Origin of the sequence: Citrobacter sp. MGH103 (assembly GCF_001034475.2) — a bacterium.
GTDB classification, from domain to species: domain Bacteria; phylum Pseudomonadota; class Gammaproteobacteria; order Enterobacterales; family Enterobacteriaceae; genus Citrobacter; species Citrobacter freundii.
The window spans coordinates 4,127,373-4,145,805 of the sequence record NZ_CP073043.1; the positions used below are offsets into that span (position 1 = coordinate 4,127,373).

Sequence of the window (18,433 nt, forward strand, 5' to 3'; positions counted from 1 at the left end):
AATCTTTACCCTCAAAATATGGGAGGCACCACCATGCCATTTGTGCAACATGACCCGCGTCGTCTGGTCTGGCAGCAAAACGATCGCTATTTGTGGATTGAACCCTGGGGCGAGAACAGCCTGCGCGTACGCAGTGGTCGTCATCTGCCGGTAATGAGAAATGAAGACTGGGCATTGACTGAGCCAGTCGCAGAAAGCCACTGCCACATCGATTATGAGCACCACCAGGCGACACTGACCAACGGCAAAATTATCGCTATCGTCAATCAAAAAGGACAAGTTACCTTTTACCGTCATCCACACAAACCCCTGTTGCAGGAGTTCTGGCGCCTGCGGGGCGAAATTGGCGAGGATGAATCTTCTCACGGCCAGTACGTCAGCGCACTCAACCTTGAGGGACGCGAATTCCGCCCTATTCAGGGTGGGAAATATTCACTTAAAGCCCGCTTCGAAGCCACCGAAGGGGAAAAAATTTACGGTATGGGCCAATATCAGCAGACCAATCTGGATCTCAAAGGATGCGTGCTCGAACTGGCCCAGCGCAACTCTCAGGCCTCGGTGCCCTTTATGCTCTCAAGCCTGGGCTACGGATTTTTATGGAATAACCCTGCGGTCGGCCGCGTGACGTTCGCCCACAACGTGACCGAGTGGGAAGCTCAAATCAGCGAGCAGCTGGACTACTGGATCACCGCTGGCGATACCCCGGCAGAAATTAGCCGGGCGTATGCGCTCGCCACGGGCACGCCACCAATGATGCCGGATTACGCCATGGGCTTCTGGCAGTGCAAGTTACGTTATCGCACTCAGGAGGAGTTGCTCGCCGTCGCCCGCGAGTACAAACGGCGCAATCTCCCCATCTCGGTAATCGTGATCGATTTCTTCCACTGGCCAAATCAGGGGGACTGGATGTTCGACTCGCGGGACTGGCCCGATCCCGATGCCATGATCGCCGAACTGAAATCACTGGGTATCGAACTGATGGTATCCGTGTGGCCAACGGTAGACAACCGCACCGAAAGCTATCGGGAGATGCGTGAAAACGGCTGGCTGGTGCAAACAGAGCGCGGATTGCCGATTAATATGGATTTCCTCGGCAATACCACTTTCTTTGATGCTACCCATCCCGACGCTCGCGACTACGTCTGGGGTAAAGCAAAACGCAACTATTACGATAAAGGCGTGAAGCTCTTCTGGCTAGACGAAGCCGAGCCGGAGTTCAGCGTTTACGACTACGATAATTATCGCTACCACGCCGGACCGGTGCTGGAAGTGGGCAATATCTACCCGCGAATGTATGCCAAAACCTTTTTTGACGGCATGAAAGCCGATGGCGAAGACCAGGTGATCAACCTGCTGCGCTGCGCCTGGGCCGGAAGTCAGAAATACGGCGCGCTGGTCTGGTCAGGTGATATCCACTCATCGTTTCGTTCTCTGCGCAATCAGTTTGCCGCCGGGATGAACATGGGGATTGCAGGTATCCCGTGGTGGACAACAGATATTGGCGGCTTTCATGGCGGCAATATTCACGACCCACACTTTCATGAGTTGCTGATTCGCTGGTTCCAGTGGGGCGTGTTTAGCCCAGTGATGCGCCTGCACGGCAACCGCGATCCGCAGATTTTACCAGAACATCCTTACCGTGATGGTATTGCCCAGTGTCCGACCGGTGCGGCAAACGAAGTGTGGAGCTATGGTGAAGAGGTGTGCGAAGTGTTGACTGGCTGTCTGACGTTGCGAGAAAAGTTAAGGCCGTACATCAAAGCGGTGATGGCGGAAACACACGAACGCAATGCCCCGGTTATGCGCACCCTGTTTTTTGAATTTCCTGAGCAGACAAAAAGCTGGGAGATCGCCGATCAGTACTGTTTTGGTCCCGATCTGCTGATTGCTCCGGTGATGCATGAAGGCATGCGCGAGCGTGACGTTTGGCTACCGGAAGGGGAAACATGGACGGATCTTGCAACCGGCGAGAGCTATCAGGGAGGACAAACGCTATGCTATGACGCTCCCCTGAACAGAATTCCGGTATTTATCCGCGAAGGCGGGCAGTATCGTAATATGTTGAAACTGTAGTCAAAGTCCGGCTGCGGTTAGTACACCGCAGCCGGCAACATGAAGGCGTTTAGACCTGTGGCGACTTGAACAGTGCTGAGTAGTCCGCATTGCAAATACGCTGCACCGCCGGATGCTGGATCATCCTTTCCGCAAATATGGCGTGATACTCCTCCATCACATTCTCTACGCGTCCAATTTCAACAATAGAATCATCGGCATAGAAATTGTGTGAATACAGCGTAGGCGCAACGAAAATGGCATTATGCGTTGCGCCAAACGCTTTCATCAGCGCAGCATCATCAAACTCGCCGAGGATTTCGACATTCAATCCTTGTGAGTTGATCCAATTCAGCAGCTTACGACCGAGCATTGAACGACGTCCAGGAATCAGTAATCGACGCTCCTCAAGGCAGGCCGGGAAGGGTTTTTCAGGCAGCGGCTTGGTACACCAAAAACTCACGCTGCATTCGCCTATCCGCACCGAGAACAGCCCTTCCTGCTGTGTAGAATCGATCGGACAATCGGAGATAATCATATCCAGCTTATGCTGGCTGAGTTGATCCAACAGCATCTCGTGTGTTGACTCAAAACAACGCAGATGGATTTGTTCATCTTCAACCACAGCGGCATCCAGCACGCTACTGACCAGTTGCTTCGATAGCGCATCCGCCACGCCGACATCAAACAGTAAATTAGACTCTTTGCGGTAGTTCACGATATCCAGCATTTCCTGGCTTAAGGTGAACATCTTATCCGCATAACGAAAAACCAATTCGCCTAACTCACTGGGCTCCAGCCCACGCCCCTTGCGCTTGAACAGCTTTCCCTGCAAGCGTTCCTCAAGCGCTTTAATCTGCCCGGTAATGGTCTGCGGTGTCAGATAAAGCGCTTCTGCTGCGCCAACCACCGAACCTTCTTTATAGACATGCCAAAAGTAGTACAGGTGGTTGTAGTTTATATGAGACATACTCTCTCCCTGAAAATTGTCACGATAGGGCTATCCCGTCAGGCTGACGCGTTCAACCGGGTGCGTAACCAGCAGTAACCAATTACCGCCGACAGTAAGGAGCCAATCAGGATCCCCAGTTTCGCCCAGTTAATCAGCTCAGGATCGACGTTCCCAAACGCTAGGCTGGCGATGAAAATCGACATCGTAAAGCCAATGCCGCACAGAATGCCGACCGCCATAATCTGCTGGAAATTCGTTCCCTCTGGCAATTGCGCCACCTTGAGGCGTAACGCCAGCCAGCAAAACAGACTGATACCCAACGGTTTACCGATCAACAAACCAGCAATGATCCCCAGCGGTAATACCGAGGTCAGTCCATCAATAGTGACGCCCTGCAGTGAAACGCCCGCGTTGGCGAAGGCAAACAGTGGCAGGATCAGGTATGCCACCCATGGATGCAGAACATGCTCCAGTCGCTTCGCCGGTGAACGCCCGTGTTTTTCCTTCAACGGAATAAAGAAACCGACGATCACACCCGCCAAAGTTGCATGCACGCCCGACTTCAGTACGGCAGTCCACAGCACCACGCCAACCAGAATATAAATCCCGGTACGTCTCACTCCGCACAGATTCAATGCCGCCAGAACGAGGATCGCGCACGCGGCAACCCCCAGCGACAACAGCGAGAGATCGCTGGTATAGAACAGCGCGATAATTACGATAGCACCGAGGTCATCGATAATCGCCAGCGCCATCAGGAATATTTTCAACGCCAGCGGTACACGGCTGCCCAACAGCGCCAGCACGCCTAATGCAAAAGCGATATCCGTTGCCGCCGGGATCGCCCACCCTTCACGGGTGATGGGATCGGCATAGTTGAATGCCAGGTACAGCAGCGCCGGGACAATCATCCCCCCGATAGCGGCAATGATCGGAAACGCTGCCTGACGCAGGCTGGCCAGCGAGCCTTGCATCAACTCGCGCTTCACCTCCAGACCAATCAACAGGAAGAACACCGCCATCAACGCGTCGTTGATCCACAGCAGCATATTTTTGTTGATCTCAAGTGCGCCAACCCGCAGTTGAACGGGCGTTTCCAAAAAGGCGTGGTACCATCCACTGGTTACCCCGATGTTTGCCATCAGCATAGCGACCACGGCAGCGATGATCAGAATGATGCCCCCCGAGGCGTCACTACTAAAAAAACGATGCAGATGTTTCACTTTTATTCTCTCTATTGGGTGAATACTTCGTAAATACTATCTTACACCCTCAAAAAGCTCGTTAAAATTAGATTATTTGTGATTGATAGATCGGTTTTTACGACCTATTCAGATAAAGTCGATAAAGATTTTCCGAGCGGAAAACAGAAGTAAAAGACCACCTTCTTAGAAGGTGGCTTTTGAAAATGCCCCCTGTAAGGGGGGCTACTTTCACCTTTCGCTTACTACTCTAGCAATTCCATCTGTTGTTCATGTGTTTGTTCCGTTTTCTCCTGATGCCGCACATATCTTCTGATAATTTCCTCGTTCACTCCTACCGTATCTACAAAGTAACCACGCGACCAAAAATGGTTTCCCCAGAGCTTCTTCCTGATGTGTGGAAAACGATTGTAGAGCCTGATGGCACTGCGACCTTTCAAATGGCCCATTAGCGTTGATATTGAGATTTTAGGTGGGACGATGACGACTAGATGTACATGATCTGGCTGGACATTTAACTCCAGAACTTCACAATCCTTGATTCCGCAGAGAATGTAGATTGTCCTGTAAAGCTCCTTGCCCAGCTTGTCTTTGAGGATCCTGAATCGATATTTTGGTGTCCAGACTATGTGGTATTTGCAACGCCAATATACATGTGATGAACTCCTGTAAAGCCCCATGTTGGTTTGTCTCCTTTTACTTGTGGTGAGTAAGCAGAGATATTCCGGCATGGGCATTCTTCAGGCTATAGCCTTACAGGATCAATCACCACCTCCCTAGGAGGTGGTTTAGGGGTGACAATAAAAAAGCCTGAGGCTTTTCAGTCCCAGGCTTTTTATTCGAGATAAAACGGCGAATTAGCGAGTCAGATCGTCAAAGAACTTCTTCACACCGTCGAAGAAACTTTTGGAGCGCGGACTGTTTTGTTCACCCGTCGGGCCGCCAAAACTGTCCTGCAAATCTTTCAGCAGTTGCTTCTGCTTGTCATTCAGGCCAACCGGGGTTTCCACTACCACGCGGCAAAGCAGGTCTCCCTGAGCGCCACCGCGTACAGACTTGACGCCCTTTCCACGCATGCGGAAAAGTTTGCCAGTTTGCGTTTCGCCCGGAATTTTTAGCTTCACGCGACCGTCCAGCGTCGGGACTTCAATCTCGCCGCCCAGAGCAGCCATCGCAAAGTTAATCGGCACTTCGCAGTAGAGGTTATTGCCTTCACGTTCGAAAATTGGGTGTTGTTTTACCTGCACCTGAACGTACAAATCACCTGCTGGCGCGCCATGCTCACCGGCTTCGCCTTCACCAGACAAACGGATACGGTCGCCGGTATCAACCCCTGCCGGGATTTTAACAGACAGCGTTTTGCTCTTCTCAACGCGACCATGCCCGTGGCATTTGTTGCACGGATCTTTGATCAGCGTACCGCGGCCCTGACAGTGTGGACAGGTCTGCTGTACGGCAAAAAAGCCCTGACGCATCTGTACCTGACCAGAACCGTGACAGGTTGGACAGGTCTGCGGCTGAGTGCCCGCCTTCGCGCCGCTACCGTGGCAGACGTCACACTCTTCCAGAGTCGGAATACGGATCTCTTTGGTGACGCCACGCACGGCTTCTTCCAGAGTGAGATCCATGTTGTAACGTAAATCAGCACCACGTGAGGCGCGCTGACGACCACGACCGCCGCCAAAGATATCGCCAAACACGTCACCAAAGATATCGCTGAAGTCAGCCCCGCCGCCAAAACCGCCGCCGCCGCCCATGCCGCCTTGCTCAAACGCAGCATGACCGTACTGATCGTAGGCCGCACGTTTTTGCGCATCGGTCAGGATCTCGTACGCTTCTTTGATCTCTTTAAACTTGGCTTCGGCCTCTTTATCACCCTGGTTGCGGTCCGGGTGATATTTCATGGCCAGGCGCTTGTAGGCCTTTTTGATTTCACGCTCTTCCGCTGATTTGGAAACGCCTAAAATCTCGTAATAGTCTTGCTTAGCCATCTCTTTTTATCTGCCCCTAACATGCGTGCACGGGCGGAGAGGAAACCTCTTCGCCCGTGCCAGTAATTACCCGTTCAAAGGGCGATTATTTTTTGTCTTTCACTTCTTCAAACTCGGCGTCGACAACGTCGTCATCTTTCGCGTTATTTGCAGAAGCATCAGCGCCTGCTGCACCAGACTGTTGCTGTGCGTGCTGCTGCTGAGCGATTTCCATCAGTTTCTGGGAAACCTGTGCCAGCGCCTGCATTTTCGCTTCGATATCCGCTTTATCTTCACCTTTCAGAGAAGTTTCCAGCGCGGTCAGTGCAGACTCGATGGCAGTTTTGTCGTCAGCCGGCAGTTTGTCGCCTGCTTCTTCAACCTGCTTGCGAGTGCTGTGCAGCAGATGGTCACCCTGGTTACGGGTCTGAACCAGCTCTTCAAACTTACGGTCAGATTCTGCGTTCGCTTCTGCTTCGCGAACCATTTTCTGAATTTCTTCTTCGTTCAGACCAGAAGAAGCCTTGATAGTGATCTTCTGCTCTTTACCGCTGTTTTTGTCTTTCGCGGAAACGTGCAGGATACCGTCGGCATCGATGTCAAAAGTAACTTCGATCTGCGGCATACCGCGCGGAGCCGGGCTGATGCCATCCAGGTTAAACTGACCCAGATCTTTGTTATCAGCAGCACGTTTACGTTCACCCTGCAGCACATGGATGGTTACCGCAGACTGGTTGTCTTCAGCGGTAGAGAACACCTGGCTGTGCTTGGTCGGGATAGTGGTGTTTTTCGCGATCAGCGGAGTCATTACGCCACCCATAGTTTCGATACCCAGAGACAGCGGGGTAACGTCCAGCAGCAGCACGTCTTTAACATCACCGGTCAATACACCACCCTGAACAGCAGCACCGATTGCTACGGCTTCGTCCGGGTTAACGTCTTTACGCGGTTCTTTACCGAAGAACTCAGCAACTTTCTTCTGCACCATCGGCATACGCGTCTGACCACCAACGAGGATAACGTCGTTGATATCAGATACGGACAGGCCAGCATCCTGCAGAGCAACTTTCAGCGGCTCGATAGAACGGTTAACCAGGTCTTCAACCAGGCTTTCCAGTTTCGCACGGGTCACTTTGATGTTCATGTGTTTCGGACCGGTCGCGTCTGCAGTGATGTACGGCAGGTTCACGTCGGTCTGCTGAGCGGAAGACAGCTCGATCTTCGCTTTCTCAGCGGCTTCTTTCAGACGCTGCATCGCCAGCGGGTCATTACGCAGGTCGATACCCTGATCTTTCTTAAACTCGTCAACCAGGTAGTTGATCATACGGCTGTCGAAGTCTTCACCACCCAGGTGGGTATCACCGTTGGTTGCCAGAACTTCGAAGGTTTTTTCGCCGTCAACTTCGTCGATTTCGATAATAGAGATATCGAAAGTACCACCACCGAGGTCATATACCGCGATAGTACGGTTGCCGACTTCTTTATCCAGACCGTAAGCCAGCGCAGCTGCGGTTGGTTCGTTGATGATACGTTTTACTTCCAGACCTGCGATACGACCGGCGTCTTTAGTTGCCTGACGCTGAGCATCGTTAAAGTATGCAGGTACGGTGATAACTGCTTCAGTTACCGGCTCACCCAGGTAATCTTCAGCCGTTTTCTTCATTTTTTTCAGCACTTCAGCAGAAATCTGCGGCGGTGCCAGTTTCTGACCTTTTACGTCAATCCATGCATCACCGTTGTCAGCACCGATGATTTTGTACGGCATGATGGCTTCATCACGCTGTACTTCTTCGTCCTGGAAGCGGCGGCCAATCAGGCGTTTAATCGCAAACAGGGTGTTTTGCGGGTTTGTCACTGCCTGACGTTTAGCCGGCTGACCAACCAGAGTTTCACCATCCTGGGTATAAGCAATGATAGAAGGCGTGGTGCGATCGCCCTCGGCGTTCTCCAGCACACGTGCAGTAGTGCCATCCATAATCGCTACACAAGAGTTGGTAGTACCCAGGTCGATACCAATAATTTTACCCATCTAAACGTCTCCACTAAAAATTCGGTCATCATGTGGTTGTGAATCTGTAATAAGGGCGAAACGTGCGGTTTCAACTACCCTGAATCGTTTTTTTTCAGACTCACCACTGCGGTTGCTTACAAGATGGGGTCGTAACCCACGTCATCAAGGGGGGCATGAAAATTTTTTTTAGCCTTGTGGCAATAAAATCGCAGAAAAAAGGCTAAAAGATTAAAAAATGAATAGTCTCAAATCAAAATTAATTCATAAAACAGATAAATTCAGCACAGCCATTCACATAAAAATTGTAATAAAAAGAAAAGATTACAAGCATGAATCATGATTCTGACAGCGGTAAGATGGTCTGAAACGACACACTTTTACAGCCGTCAAAGAGAAATTTCATGAAATCCGTATTAACCCTTTCCGCCAGCCTGCTTATGGGCCTACTGCTGAGCAGCGCCGCACACGCTAACGATCATAAAGTCCTCGGCGTGATCGCCATGCCCCGTAATGAAACCAACGATCTGACGCTGAAACTTCCCGTTTGCCGCGTGGTGAAACGCATTCAACTTACGGCCGATCATGGTGATTTACAGCTCAGTGGTGCATCGGTTTATTTCAAAGCTGCCCGCATGTCCAGCCAGAGTCTGAACGTGCCTTCCTCCATCAAAGAAGGGCAAACGACCAATTGGATCAACATTAATAGCGACAACGACAATAAGCGCTGCGTGAAAAAAATTACCTTCTCCGGCCATACGGTGAACTCTTCTGATATGGCGACGCTGAAAATCATCGGCGACGACTAATTCCCCATACTTTTATTCAAAAGCCATAGAAACATGAATGTCACCTATTTGAATGACGACGATCTCGATTTTCTTCAGCATTGCAGCGAGGAGCAGCTCGCCAATATTGCCCGTCTGCTTACACATAATGAAAAGGGGAAAGCCCGTCTGTCGAGCGTTCTCAACCACAACGATTTATTTAAATCGATGGAAGGACATCCGGAACAGCACCGTCGCAACTGGCAACTGATTGCTGGCGAACTGCAGCATTATGGGGGCGACAGCATTGCCAATAAACTCCGTGGACATGGAAAACTGTATCGGGCGATTTTGCTGGACGTTTCGAAGCGTCTGAAGATTAAAGCTAATAAAGAGATGTCCACGTTCGAAATTGAACAGTCTCTGCTGGAGCACTTTTTACGCAACGCCTGGCAAAAAATGGATGCCGGACAAAAGCAGGAATTTCTGCAGGCTGTCGATGCAAAAGTTTCTGAACTGGAAGAACTGCTACCGTTATTATTGAAGGATCGTCATCTGGCAAAAGGCGTCTCTCACCTGCTCTCCGGCCAGTTAACCAAAATTCTGCGAACCCACGCCGCCGTCAGCGTAATCGGGCACGGATTACTGCGCGGAGCCGGACTTGGCGGCCCGGTAGGTGCGGCTTTAAACGGGGTTAAAGCGGTGAGCGGCAGCGCTTATCGGGTGACGATCCCGGCTGTACTCCACATTGCCTGCCTGCGCAGAATGCTCAACCACACACAAGCGTGATGCCCATCACAGGGAAAATAATTCGTTTTCCCTTCGTTAGATCATAGACAGTGCCCTCTCCCCTGATTATTATGCCGCGCCCCGAAGACAGCGATCGTTATTCGGGGAAACTATTTCACCATTCAATCAATGATGATTTTGAGGAATTATGGGCAACACTAAGTTGGCTAATCCGGCACCGCTGGGCCTGATGGGCTTTGGCATGACCACCATTCTGCTTAACCTACATAACGCGGGTTTCTTCGCTTTAGACGTTATTATTCTGGCGATGGGCATTTTCTACGGCGGTATCGCGCAAATTTTTGCCGGTCTTCTGGAATATAAAAAAGGCAACACCTTCGGTTTAACCGCCTTTACCTCCTACGGTTCGTTCTGGCTGACGCTGGTTGCGATTCTGCTGATGCCGAAAATGGGCCTCGCGGATGCAACCAATGGTAAGTTCCTGGGCGCTTACCTGGGTCTGTGGGGCGTGTTCACTCTGTTCATGTTCTTCGGTACGCTGAAAGCCGCGCGCATGCTGCAGTTCGTGTTCCTGAGCCTGACAGTGCTGTTCGCCCTGCTGGCCGTTGGCAACATTGCAGGTAACGAAGCAATCATTCACGTTGCGGGTTGGGTTGGCTTAGTGTGTGGTGCAAGCGCCATTTACCTGGCGATGGGTGAAGTGCTGAACGAACAGTTTGGCCGTACCATCCTGCCGATTGGTGAAGCGCACTAATCTGACAATATCCCCCCTGAAGGGGGGATATTCCTTACAAACGCTGTAACTCTCCCTGTACGCTCGTATCGCGATGATAAATATCCTGTCGCAGCCAAATCCCCAGACCTAACCCCACCAGCGATAACGCCAGCACATACCAGGCCGGAGCCATTGGCGACACGCCCATTAACATCGTCACGGCAATTGGCGTCAGACCACCAAAAATGGCATATGAGACGTTATAGGAAAAGGAAATACCGGTAAAACGGACTTCCGCCGGAAACGCCCGCACCATTACATAAGGCACTGCGCCGACCACGCCAACGCATAATCCCACCAGCCCGTATAACAGGAACAAGTGCTGAGGATGGCTGCCGGTCAGGTGATAGAAAAACCAGCTCGAACAGGCCAGCAGCAGGCTGCCGACAATAAAGGTTTTGCTGGCGCCGACCCGGTCGACAATAAATCCGGCCAGCAGACAGCCGACGCACAGCATAATGGTAGCGACACTGTTGGCCTGTAGCGTTAGCGCGGGTGCAAAGCCATACTGCTTCTGCAACCAGACTGGTGACATCAGGATCACCACCACAATCCCTGCCGATAACAACCAGGTCAGCAGCATTGAAATAACCACCGCTTTTTTATGCTTACTCACCACCGACTTCACCGGTAGCTCTTGCGCAAGTGCTTTACGCTGCTGCATTTCTAGGAAGATGGGCGTTTCCTGCAACCAGCGACGCAGGTACATCGCCACCAGCCCAAAAACGCCCCCCAACAGGAACGGGATACGCCAGCCGTAGTCATGCACCGCCTGTTGCGTCAGATTGGTATTCACCAGCGTCGCAACCACCGATCCCAACAGAATCCCCACCGTCAGCCCGGCGGTCAGCGTGCCACAGGCAATGCCGATGCGGCGCTCCGGTACATGCTCCGCCACGAACACCCACGCGCCCGGCACTTCTCCGCCGATGGCAGCGCCTTGCAAAATGCGCATCAGCAGTAACAACAACGGTGCGAGGATCCCCATTGAGGCGTAGGTAGGCAAAAGACCAATCGCCAGCGTCGGTATCGCCATCAGCAAAATGCTCAGGGTGAACATTTTCTTACGCCCGACCAGATCGCCAAAGTGCGCCATGATGATGCCACCCAGCGGACGCGCCAGATATCCGGCGGCAAAAATGCCGAAGGTTTGCACCTGACGTAGCCACTCAGGAATGTCTGCTGGAAAGAAGAGTTCACCAACAACAGCGGCAAAGAAGACGAAGATAATGAAATCATAAAACTCAAGCGCGCCGCCGAGGGCAGCAAGCGTAAGAGTTTTATAATCCTGGCGATTCAGCGATCGAGTGTGTTGTGACATAGCAAACCATCAGTCAGTGGAGTTATTGAATCTGTCTGTCGATACATGTAAAGCAAAAATTACTATATCGTAAACAATTCAATACTCCACTGTGATTGGCACTTATGTCACGATCGGGCTACTTTCAGGCGTTTGTGTCGCGAATTGCGCTTTTAGGACGAAAAGATGCTACAATAGCCGGTGCGGTTTCCACATACGGCCCATCCAGCAACTGTATACAATACGGTACACTTGCAAAAATACCTGGTACGATAACCTTACCGTCGGCATCTTTCACGCCTTCCAGCGTTTCTTTGATCGATTTCGGCTGCCCAGGCAGATTCAGGATCAACGCCTGTTTGCGAATCACACCGACCTGGCGGGAGAGAATAGCCGTTGGCACAAAGTGCAGACTTATCTGGCGCATCTGTTCGCCAAAGCCTGGCATCTGGCGGTCAGCGACGGCAAGCGTAGCATCGGGGGTCACGTCGCGACGTGCCGGACCCGTTCCGCCGGTAGTCAGCACCAGATGACAGCTCATTTCATCCACCAGCTCGCATAAGGTCTGTTCGATGATCGCCTGTTCATCCGGGATCAGTCGCGTTTGCAGCTCAAAAGGGGTGGTAAGGGCAGATGCCAGCCACTCTTCAAGGGCCGGGATACCTTTATCCTGGTAAACGCCGCTGGAAGCACGGTCAGAAATGGAAACCAGGCCAATGCGTAAAGTATTCATGATTATTCCGTTTAAACAGTCTCGTTAAACAGAATGATACACTGCGAAAGGAAGGACAGACAGGTTTCAGAAGAGGTAGCGTGACCCATATCAGGGCCACGCTTAAATGATTACAGCAGATCGCCGATCATTTTTTCCAGTTTACCCTGGTCTACAGCAAACTTACGGATACCGTCCGCCAGTTTATCTACAGCCATCGGATCCTGGTTGTGCTGCCACAGGAACTCAGCTTCGGTGATGCGTGCAGGACGCGCTTTCACTTCGCCGGAGAAGGACAGTTTACGTTCGATAGCGCCTTCGCTTTCCGCCAGCTCTTTCAGCAGTGCCGGAGCAATCGTCAGACGATCGCAGCCTGCCAGCTCAATGATTTCGCCGATGTTACGGAAGCTCGCACCCATCACCACGGTTTCGTAACCGTGCTGTTTGTAGTACTCGTAGATTTCCGTTACGGAAACCACACCCGGATCTTCTGCCGGTGCATACTCTTTCTTGTCGGTGTTGGCTTTGTACCAGTCAAGAATACGACCAACGAACGGAGAAATCAGGTATACGCCAGCTTCTGCACATGCACGTGCCTGCGCGAAGGAGAACAGCAGAGTCAGGTTACAGTTGATGCCTTCTTTTTCCAGCTGCTCAGCGGCACGGATGCCCTGCCAGGTTGAAGCCAGTTTAATCAGAATGCGATCGTTGCTGATGCCAGCGTCGTTGTACATCTTGATCAGACGTTTTGCTTTCGCGATGGACGCGTCGGTGTCGTAAGACAGACGAGCGTCAACTTCAGTAGAGATACGACCCGGGACCAGTTTCAGGATCTCCAGACCGATATTTACTGCCAGTTTGTCGGTCGCGTCGACGATCTGCTGTGCGCGGTCGTTGCTCTGCTGCTTAGCCCAGGCTACAGCGTCATCAATCAGCTTGCGGTATTCTGGGATCTGCGCTGCGTTAAGAATGAGAGAAGGGTTAGTTGTGGCATCCTGAGGCTGATACAGCTTCATTGCCGCGATGTCTCCGGTGTCGGCCACTACTGTGGTGAACTGACGAAGGGAGGTCAATTTGTCCGTCATGATAGCGATTCTCTTTAAACAGCTTGTTAGGGGGATGTAACCGATCTTCCCTGATGATAGCACGACGCACTCTCAGCGCAACCGCCTGGATTGTCCGACCCGCTGCTCAGCCCTGATTACGCATCTCAAAGCCTGTGATGCGCAATTGCGGGATATAACGATTGTTATGATAAACTCCCGCAATCACTCTCATGACAAGGTATATACTGGTCGATTATTGGTAGCGCTTACACGGAAATCTTCGCGCTTACCGGCATCAACAAGAGGGATGTTAATGCCTGATTTTTTCTCATTTATTAATGAAATACTCTGGGGATCGGTGATGATCTACCTCCTGCTTGGCGCAGGATGTTGGTTCACCTGGCGTACAGGGTTCGTGCAGTTCCGCTACATTCGCCAGTTTGGCACAAGTCTTAAAAACAGCATTAGCCCGCAGCCGGGCGGTTTAACTTCCTTTCAGGCTCTGTGCACCAGCCTTGCCGCGCGTATCGGTAGCGGGAACCTGGCCGGCGTAGCGTTGGCGATCGCCGCTGGCGGCCCTGGAGCCATTTTCTGGATGTGGGTCTCAGCGGTCATTGGTATGGCAACGTCATTCGCCGAGTGCTCACTTGCCCAACTGTATAAAGAACGCGATAGCAAAGGACAGTTCCGCGGTGGTCCTGCGTGGTATATGGCACGTGGTCTGGGCATGCGCTGGATGGGCGTCCTTTTTGCCATCTTTTTACTGATTGCCTATGGACTGATTTTTAACAGCGTTCAGGCGAACTCGGTCTCTCGTGCGTTGACCTTTGCTTTTGACATCCCTCCCCTCTTCTCCGGTATCGCACTGGCAATAGTGTCATTACTGGTCATCGTCGGCGGTATTAAAGGCGTCGCACGCCTGATGCAATGGTTCGTTCCGATGATGGCACTGCTGTGGGTTGGAAGTAGCATCATCATCTGTCTGTGGCATATCGGGCAGCTTCCCGACATTATCGTCACCATTATAAAAAGCGCCTTTGGCTGGCAGGAAGCAGCGGCGGGTGCGGCCGGATATACGCTAAGCCAGGCTATTGCCAACGGTTTTCAGCGCGGCATGTTTTCTAACGAAGCCGGAATGGGATCTACGCCGAATGCAGCCGCATCGGCCGCCTCCTGGCCACCGCATCCTGCGGCACAAGGCATTGTGCAAATGATTGGGGTATTAGGCGACACTCTCGTGGTCTGTACGGCTAGCGCGATGATTATTCTGTTGGCAGGCAATGGCACCAGCTATGTGCCAATGGAAGGCATCCAGTTACTTCAAAAAGCAATGGTAACGCTGACGGGAGAATGGGGAGCCGGATTCGTGGCTTTTATTGTGATTCTGTTTGCCTTTAGCTCGATCGTCGCCAACTACATCTATGCGGAGAACAATCTCGTCTTTCTGAAACTGGACAATATGCGCGTCATCTGGCTATTGCGAATCGCTACCATTAGCACCATTATCGGCGGAACGTTTGTCAGCTTCCCGCTGGTCTGGCAGTTGGCCGATATCATTATGGCTTGTATGGCCATTACTAACCTGACAGCGATTCTGCTGCTTTCTCCGGTTGTCCATACCATCGCCAGCGACTATCTGCGCCAGCGTAAACTCGGGGTGCGCCCGGAATTCGATCCGCACCGTTATCCTGATATCAGACAACAGCTTGCCCCCGAAAGCTGGGATGAAACGCCGCGCGGATAGCGCGGCAATCACAACCATCGATCAAATCTGTCGTTTTTTTTGCTAAAGTCGCAGTAAATTTCCTGCAAGGACTGGATATGCTGATTCTGATTTCACCTGCAAAAACGCTCGACTACCAAAGTCCGCTGGCAACAACACGCCATACGCTACCCGAACTGCTGGATCACTCTCAGCAGCTTATCCATGTGGCGCGCCAGCTCTCTGCGCCGCAGATTGGCAAGCTGATGGGAATTAGCGACAAACTGGCGGATTTGAATGCCACGCGTTTCCATGACTGGCAGCCTGACTTCACGCCGGACAATGCACGCCAGGCCATTCTGGCATTTAAGGGCGACGTGTATACCGGGCTGCAGGCTGAAACCTTCAGCGAGGCGGATTTCGACTTCGCTCAGCAGCATTTACGGATGTTGTCCGGACTGTACGGCGTTCTACGTCCACTGGATTTGATGCAGCCTTATCGTCTGGAGATGGGCATTCGTTTGGCCAATGCGAAGGGTAAAGATCTCTACCAGTTCTGGGGAGATATCATCACCGATAAACTTAATGAAGCACTTGAAGCACAAGGCGACAGCGTGGTGATTAATCTCGCTTCGGATGAGTATTTTAAATCCGTGAAGCCGAAAAAGCTCAATGCCGAGCTGATTAAACCAGTCTTCCTCGACGAGAAAAACGGCAAGTTCAAAGTCATCAGCTTTTATGCCAAGAAAGCGCGCGGCCTGATGAGCCGCTACATCATTGAGAACCGCTTAACGCAGCCGGAACAGCTGACCGCATTTAACAGCGAAGGCTATTTCTTTGATGAAGAAGCGTCAGGAAACGGCGAACTGGTGTTTAAACGCCACGAGCAATAATTTACATGCCGGATGACGGCTAACGCCTTATCCGGCCTACAGGTTTTGTAGGCCCGCTAAGCAAAGCGCCAGCGGGCACCACCGTTAACTGCGGGTCATCATCAGCTTACGCAGTTGCGCAAAATCAGCAGGCAGGTGATGAGAAAGCAGCGGCAAGTCCGCGCGTTCCGCCAGCTCTTTTGGCAACGCCAACGTCAGATCAAGAATCTCTTCAACGCTTTCTTTAAACTTCGCCGGATGCGCAGTACCAAGGAACAGGCCGTACTCGCCAGGGTTCAGTTGGTCACGCAGCGCACGGTAAGCCACCGCCGCATGCGGTTCTGAGGTGTAGCCTATCTCATGTAACTCACGCATGGTGTCCTGAGTCGTGGCATCATCAACGGCGGCATAACCCAGCTCATTCAGACGCCAGATTTTACGGCGGAACAGTTCTTCCACGCGCGGCCAGTTGTTCGGCTGGCTGACATCCATCGCATTCGATAACGTCGCCTGAGTCGCTTTCGGCGCCCACTCACCTTCAGCAAGGAAACGCGGAACCGTATCGTTAACGTTAGTCGCCGCGATAAAACGCTTCACCGGCAAGCCCAGTGATTTCGCCAGTAGCCCGGCGGTCAGATCGCCAAAGTTACCGCTGGGAACAGAAATCACCAGCTGATTCCGCGCCTCTTGCGGTAGCTGAGCCACAGCCTCAAAGTAGTAACAGATTTGCGCCAGCAAACGGCTGATGTTAATTGAATTAGCCGAGTTCAGTCCCAGAGCCACCTTCAGCTCTTCGTCATCAAACGCCTGTTTCACCAGCGCCTGGCAGGCATCAAAATCGCCATCAATCGCTACAGTTTCAATGTTACCGCCCAGCGTACAGAACAGTTTTTCCTGTAATGGGCTGATCTTGCCGTTCGGGTAGAGGATCACCACGCGCACATTTTTCAGGCCATAAAAGGCATGTGCAACCGCCGCGCCGGTATCACCTGAGGTCGCCGTCAGAATGGTTACCGGCTTGTCGCCGCTGATGTGCGTCAGCATTTGCGCCATAAAGCGCCCGCCAAAGTCTTTAAATGCAAGCGTAGGGCCGTGGAACAGTTCCAGACAGCCGACATCTGCGGCAACCTGAGCAACCGGTGCCGGAAAAGCAAATGCAGCACGCACGCGTTTTTCCAGAATTTCCTGAGGGATCTCATCACCAATAAATGCGGACAGGATCTTCGCGCTGCGGCTGACGAAGTCCTGGTTCAGCATCTCATCCACTTCTGTCAGATTGAATTCCGGTAGATCGTGCGGAAAAAACAATCCCTGATTCTTGCCAAGCCCTTGCGTGACGGCCTGCGCAAAGCTGACCTGCTCGTTATGATCTTTCAGATTATACAGTTTCATTGATTATCCCAGTACCCGTGCGCCCGCCGTGTCCAGCCGGCAAATATGAACAAAGCCTTCCTGATTTTGCAGGTAATTTTTACTCAGCCAATCTGCTACGCGCTGCGCCGTATCCGGCTTATCGCACAAGGCGAACAGCGTCGGCCCTGACCCGGAGATCCCGCTGGCCAGCGCGCCAATTTCTGTTACCGCCTGACGCGCCTGACTAAAGCCTGGCAGCAAGCGGGTACGATACGGCTCAGCAATGACGTCCTTCATCAGCTTCGCGGCAAGCCCAGGCTGACGGGAATAGCAGGCATGGATAAATCCAGCCAGATGTCGCCCGTGGGCGATACAGTCCTGACGGCGATACTGCGCAGGTAGAATCGCCCGCGCTTCTGCCGTCGACACTTTAATCCCCGGATACGCCAGTACCCATAGCCACTCATCAAAGCCTGGCACCTGCTGGCTGATAATGCCGTTTTCTTCGATCATTAACTGCATGCCGCCCAAAAAGCACGGGGCAACGTTATCGTAATGAATACTGCCGGAGATACGCCCTTCCAGCTCGCCCATTATCGCCAACAGGCGCGTATCGTTGAGCGGCTTACCGCAGTGTTCGTTCATAGCGACTAACGCCGCCACGACGGAACAGGCGCTGGAGCCTAACCCGGAGCCAATCGGCATATTTTTTTCCAGCGTCATCGCCACCGGAACCGTTTTACCCAGCTCCTGGCAGAATCGCTCCCAACACTGATAGACAATATTTTCGCGCGGCTCTGACGGCAGCTTGTTGGCAAAGCGCCCAAGGTTGTTCAGGCTGAACTGATCAGCCGCCTCAACGGTCACCACATCGCCCAACAGCGAACCGTCCACCGGAGTTACCGCCGCACCGAGCACATCAAACCCGACGCTCATATTGGCACTGGAAGCCGGGGCATAAACTCTCACCAT

16 protein-coding genes are annotated in these 18,433 nt (G+C 52.2%); 6 read left to right on the forward strand and 10 right to left on the reverse strand.

Annotation, left to right across the window (positions count from 1 at the left end; all coding sequences use genetic code 11):
- The first annotated feature begins 33 nt into the window (after positions 1-33).
- Positions 34-2,073 carry a glycoside hydrolase family 31 protein gene (locus tag SK33_RS19940; protein WP_048219748.1) on the forward strand — a complete coding sequence of 680 codons (2,040 nt, stop codon included), beginning with the start codon at positions 34-36 and terminating at the stop codon, positions 2,071-2,073.
- A 49-nt stretch (positions 2,074-2,122) separates the two neighbouring features.
- Here SK33_RS19940 and nhaR read toward each other — a convergent pair whose 3' ends face one another.
- The 5 genes from nhaR to dnaK form a co-directional block, all read right to left on the reverse strand.
- A complete protein-coding gene (gene nhaR / locus SK33_RS19945) occupies positions 2,123-3,022 on the reverse strand; it encodes a transcriptional activator NhaR (protein WP_003018949.1) in 900 nt (299 codons plus the stop codon).
- A gap of 38 nt (positions 3,023-3,060) precedes the next feature.
- Positions 3,061-4,227, reverse strand: a complete 1,167-nt coding sequence (nhaA, locus tag SK33_RS19950) for a Na+/H+ antiporter NhaA (RefSeq protein WP_003018952.1) — start codon at positions 4,225-4,227, stop codon at positions 3,061-3,063.
- Between the two features lie 224 nt (positions 4,228-4,451).
- Positions 4,452-4,886 (reverse strand): IS200/IS605 family transposase, encoded by a 435-nt coding sequence (gene tnpA / locus SK33_RS19955; RefSeq protein ID WP_041162689.1) that lies wholly within the window; start codon positions 4,884-4,886, stop codon positions 4,452-4,454.
- Between the two features lie 177 nt (positions 4,887-5,063).
- Entirely contained in the window at positions 5,064-6,197 is a 1,134-nt protein-coding gene (gene dnaJ / locus SK33_RS19960) for a molecular chaperone DnaJ (protein ID WP_003837322.1), read from the reverse strand.
- 85 nt (positions 6,198-6,282) lie between these two features.
- Positions 6,283-8,205, reverse strand: a complete 1,923-nt coding sequence (gene dnaK, locus SK33_RS19965) for a molecular chaperone DnaK (protein ID WP_048219750.1) — start codon at positions 8,203-8,205, stop codon at positions 6,283-6,285.
- A gap of 383 nt (positions 8,206-8,588) precedes the next feature.
- On the opposite strand from dnaK, the gene SK33_RS19970 reads away from it, so the two are divergent.
- The 3 genes from SK33_RS19970 to satP all read left to right on the forward strand — a co-directional run bounded on the left by SK33_RS19970 (position 8,589) and on the right by satP (position 10,455).
- Positions 8,589-8,993 (forward strand): DUF2541 family protein, encoded by a 405-nt coding sequence (locus SK33_RS19970; protein WP_003018965.1) that lies wholly within the window; start codon positions 8,589-8,591, stop codon positions 8,991-8,993.
- Positions 8,994-9,026: 33 nt separating this feature from the next.
- Positions 9,027-9,740 (forward strand): acidic protein MsyB, encoded by a 714-nt coding sequence (gene msyB, locus SK33_RS19975; RefSeq protein ID WP_048219751.1) that lies wholly within the window; start codon positions 9,027-9,029, stop codon positions 9,738-9,740.
- Between the two features lie 148 nt (positions 9,741-9,888).
- Positions 9,889-10,455 (forward strand): acetate uptake transporter, encoded by a 567-nt coding sequence (gene satP / locus SK33_RS19980; RefSeq protein ID WP_048219753.1) that lies wholly within the window; start codon positions 9,889-9,891, stop codon positions 10,453-10,455.
- 34 nt (positions 10,456-10,489) lie between these two features.
- On the opposite strand, the gene SK33_RS19985 is transcribed toward satP, so the two are convergent.
- The 3 genes from SK33_RS19985 to tal form a co-directional block, all read right to left on the reverse strand.
- The gene (locus SK33_RS19985; protein WP_048219754.1) at positions 10,490-11,797 is read right to left on the reverse strand and encodes an MFS transporter; all 1,308 of its coding nucleotides are present in this window, start codon (positions 11,795-11,797) and stop codon (positions 10,490-10,492) included.
- A 124-nt stretch (positions 11,798-11,921) separates the two neighbouring features.
- Positions 11,922-12,509 carry a molybdopterin adenylyltransferase gene (mog, locus tag SK33_RS19990; protein WP_048219756.1) on the reverse strand — a complete coding sequence of 196 codons (588 nt, stop codon included), beginning with the start codon at positions 12,507-12,509 and terminating at the stop codon, positions 11,922-11,924.
- 110 nt (positions 12,510-12,619) lie between these two features.
- The gene (gene tal / locus SK33_RS19995; RefSeq protein WP_003018974.1) at positions 12,620-13,573 is read right to left on the reverse strand and encodes a transaldolase; all 954 of its coding nucleotides are present in this window, start codon (positions 13,571-13,573) and stop codon (positions 12,620-12,622) included.
- Positions 13,574-13,847: 274 nt separating this feature from the next.
- Here tal and SK33_RS20000 point away from each other — a divergent pair, with 274 nt between their 5' ends.
- Together SK33_RS20000 and yaaA are read left to right on the forward strand one after the other, a co-directional pair.
- Positions 13,848-15,278 carry an alanine/glycine:cation symporter family protein gene (locus SK33_RS20000; protein WP_003018976.1) on the forward strand — a complete coding sequence of 477 codons (1,431 nt, stop codon included), beginning with the start codon at positions 13,848-13,850 and terminating at the stop codon, positions 15,276-15,278.
- A 77-nt stretch (positions 15,279-15,355) separates the two neighbouring features.
- Positions 15,356-16,129, forward strand: coding sequence for a peroxide stress protein YaaA (gene yaaA / locus SK33_RS20005; RefSeq protein ID WP_003018978.1), 774 nt, complete (start codon positions 15,356-15,358; stop codon positions 16,127-16,129).
- A gap of 84 nt (positions 16,130-16,213) precedes the next feature.
- Here the strand turns inward: yaaA and thrC are convergent, their stop codons facing one another.
- Together thrC and thrB are read right to left on the reverse strand one after the other, a co-directional pair.
- Positions 16,214-17,500: a threonine synthase gene (gene thrC, locus SK33_RS20010; RefSeq protein WP_003018980.1), complete on the reverse strand. Its 1,287-nt coding sequence runs from the start codon at positions 17,498-17,500 to the stop codon at positions 16,214-16,216.
- Positions 17,501-17,503: 3 nt separating this feature from the next.
- The gene (gene thrB / locus SK33_RS20015) at positions 17,504-18,433 is read right to left on the reverse strand and encodes a homoserine kinase (protein WP_048219758.1); all 930 of its coding nucleotides are present in this window, start codon (positions 18,431-18,433) and stop codon (positions 17,504-17,506) included.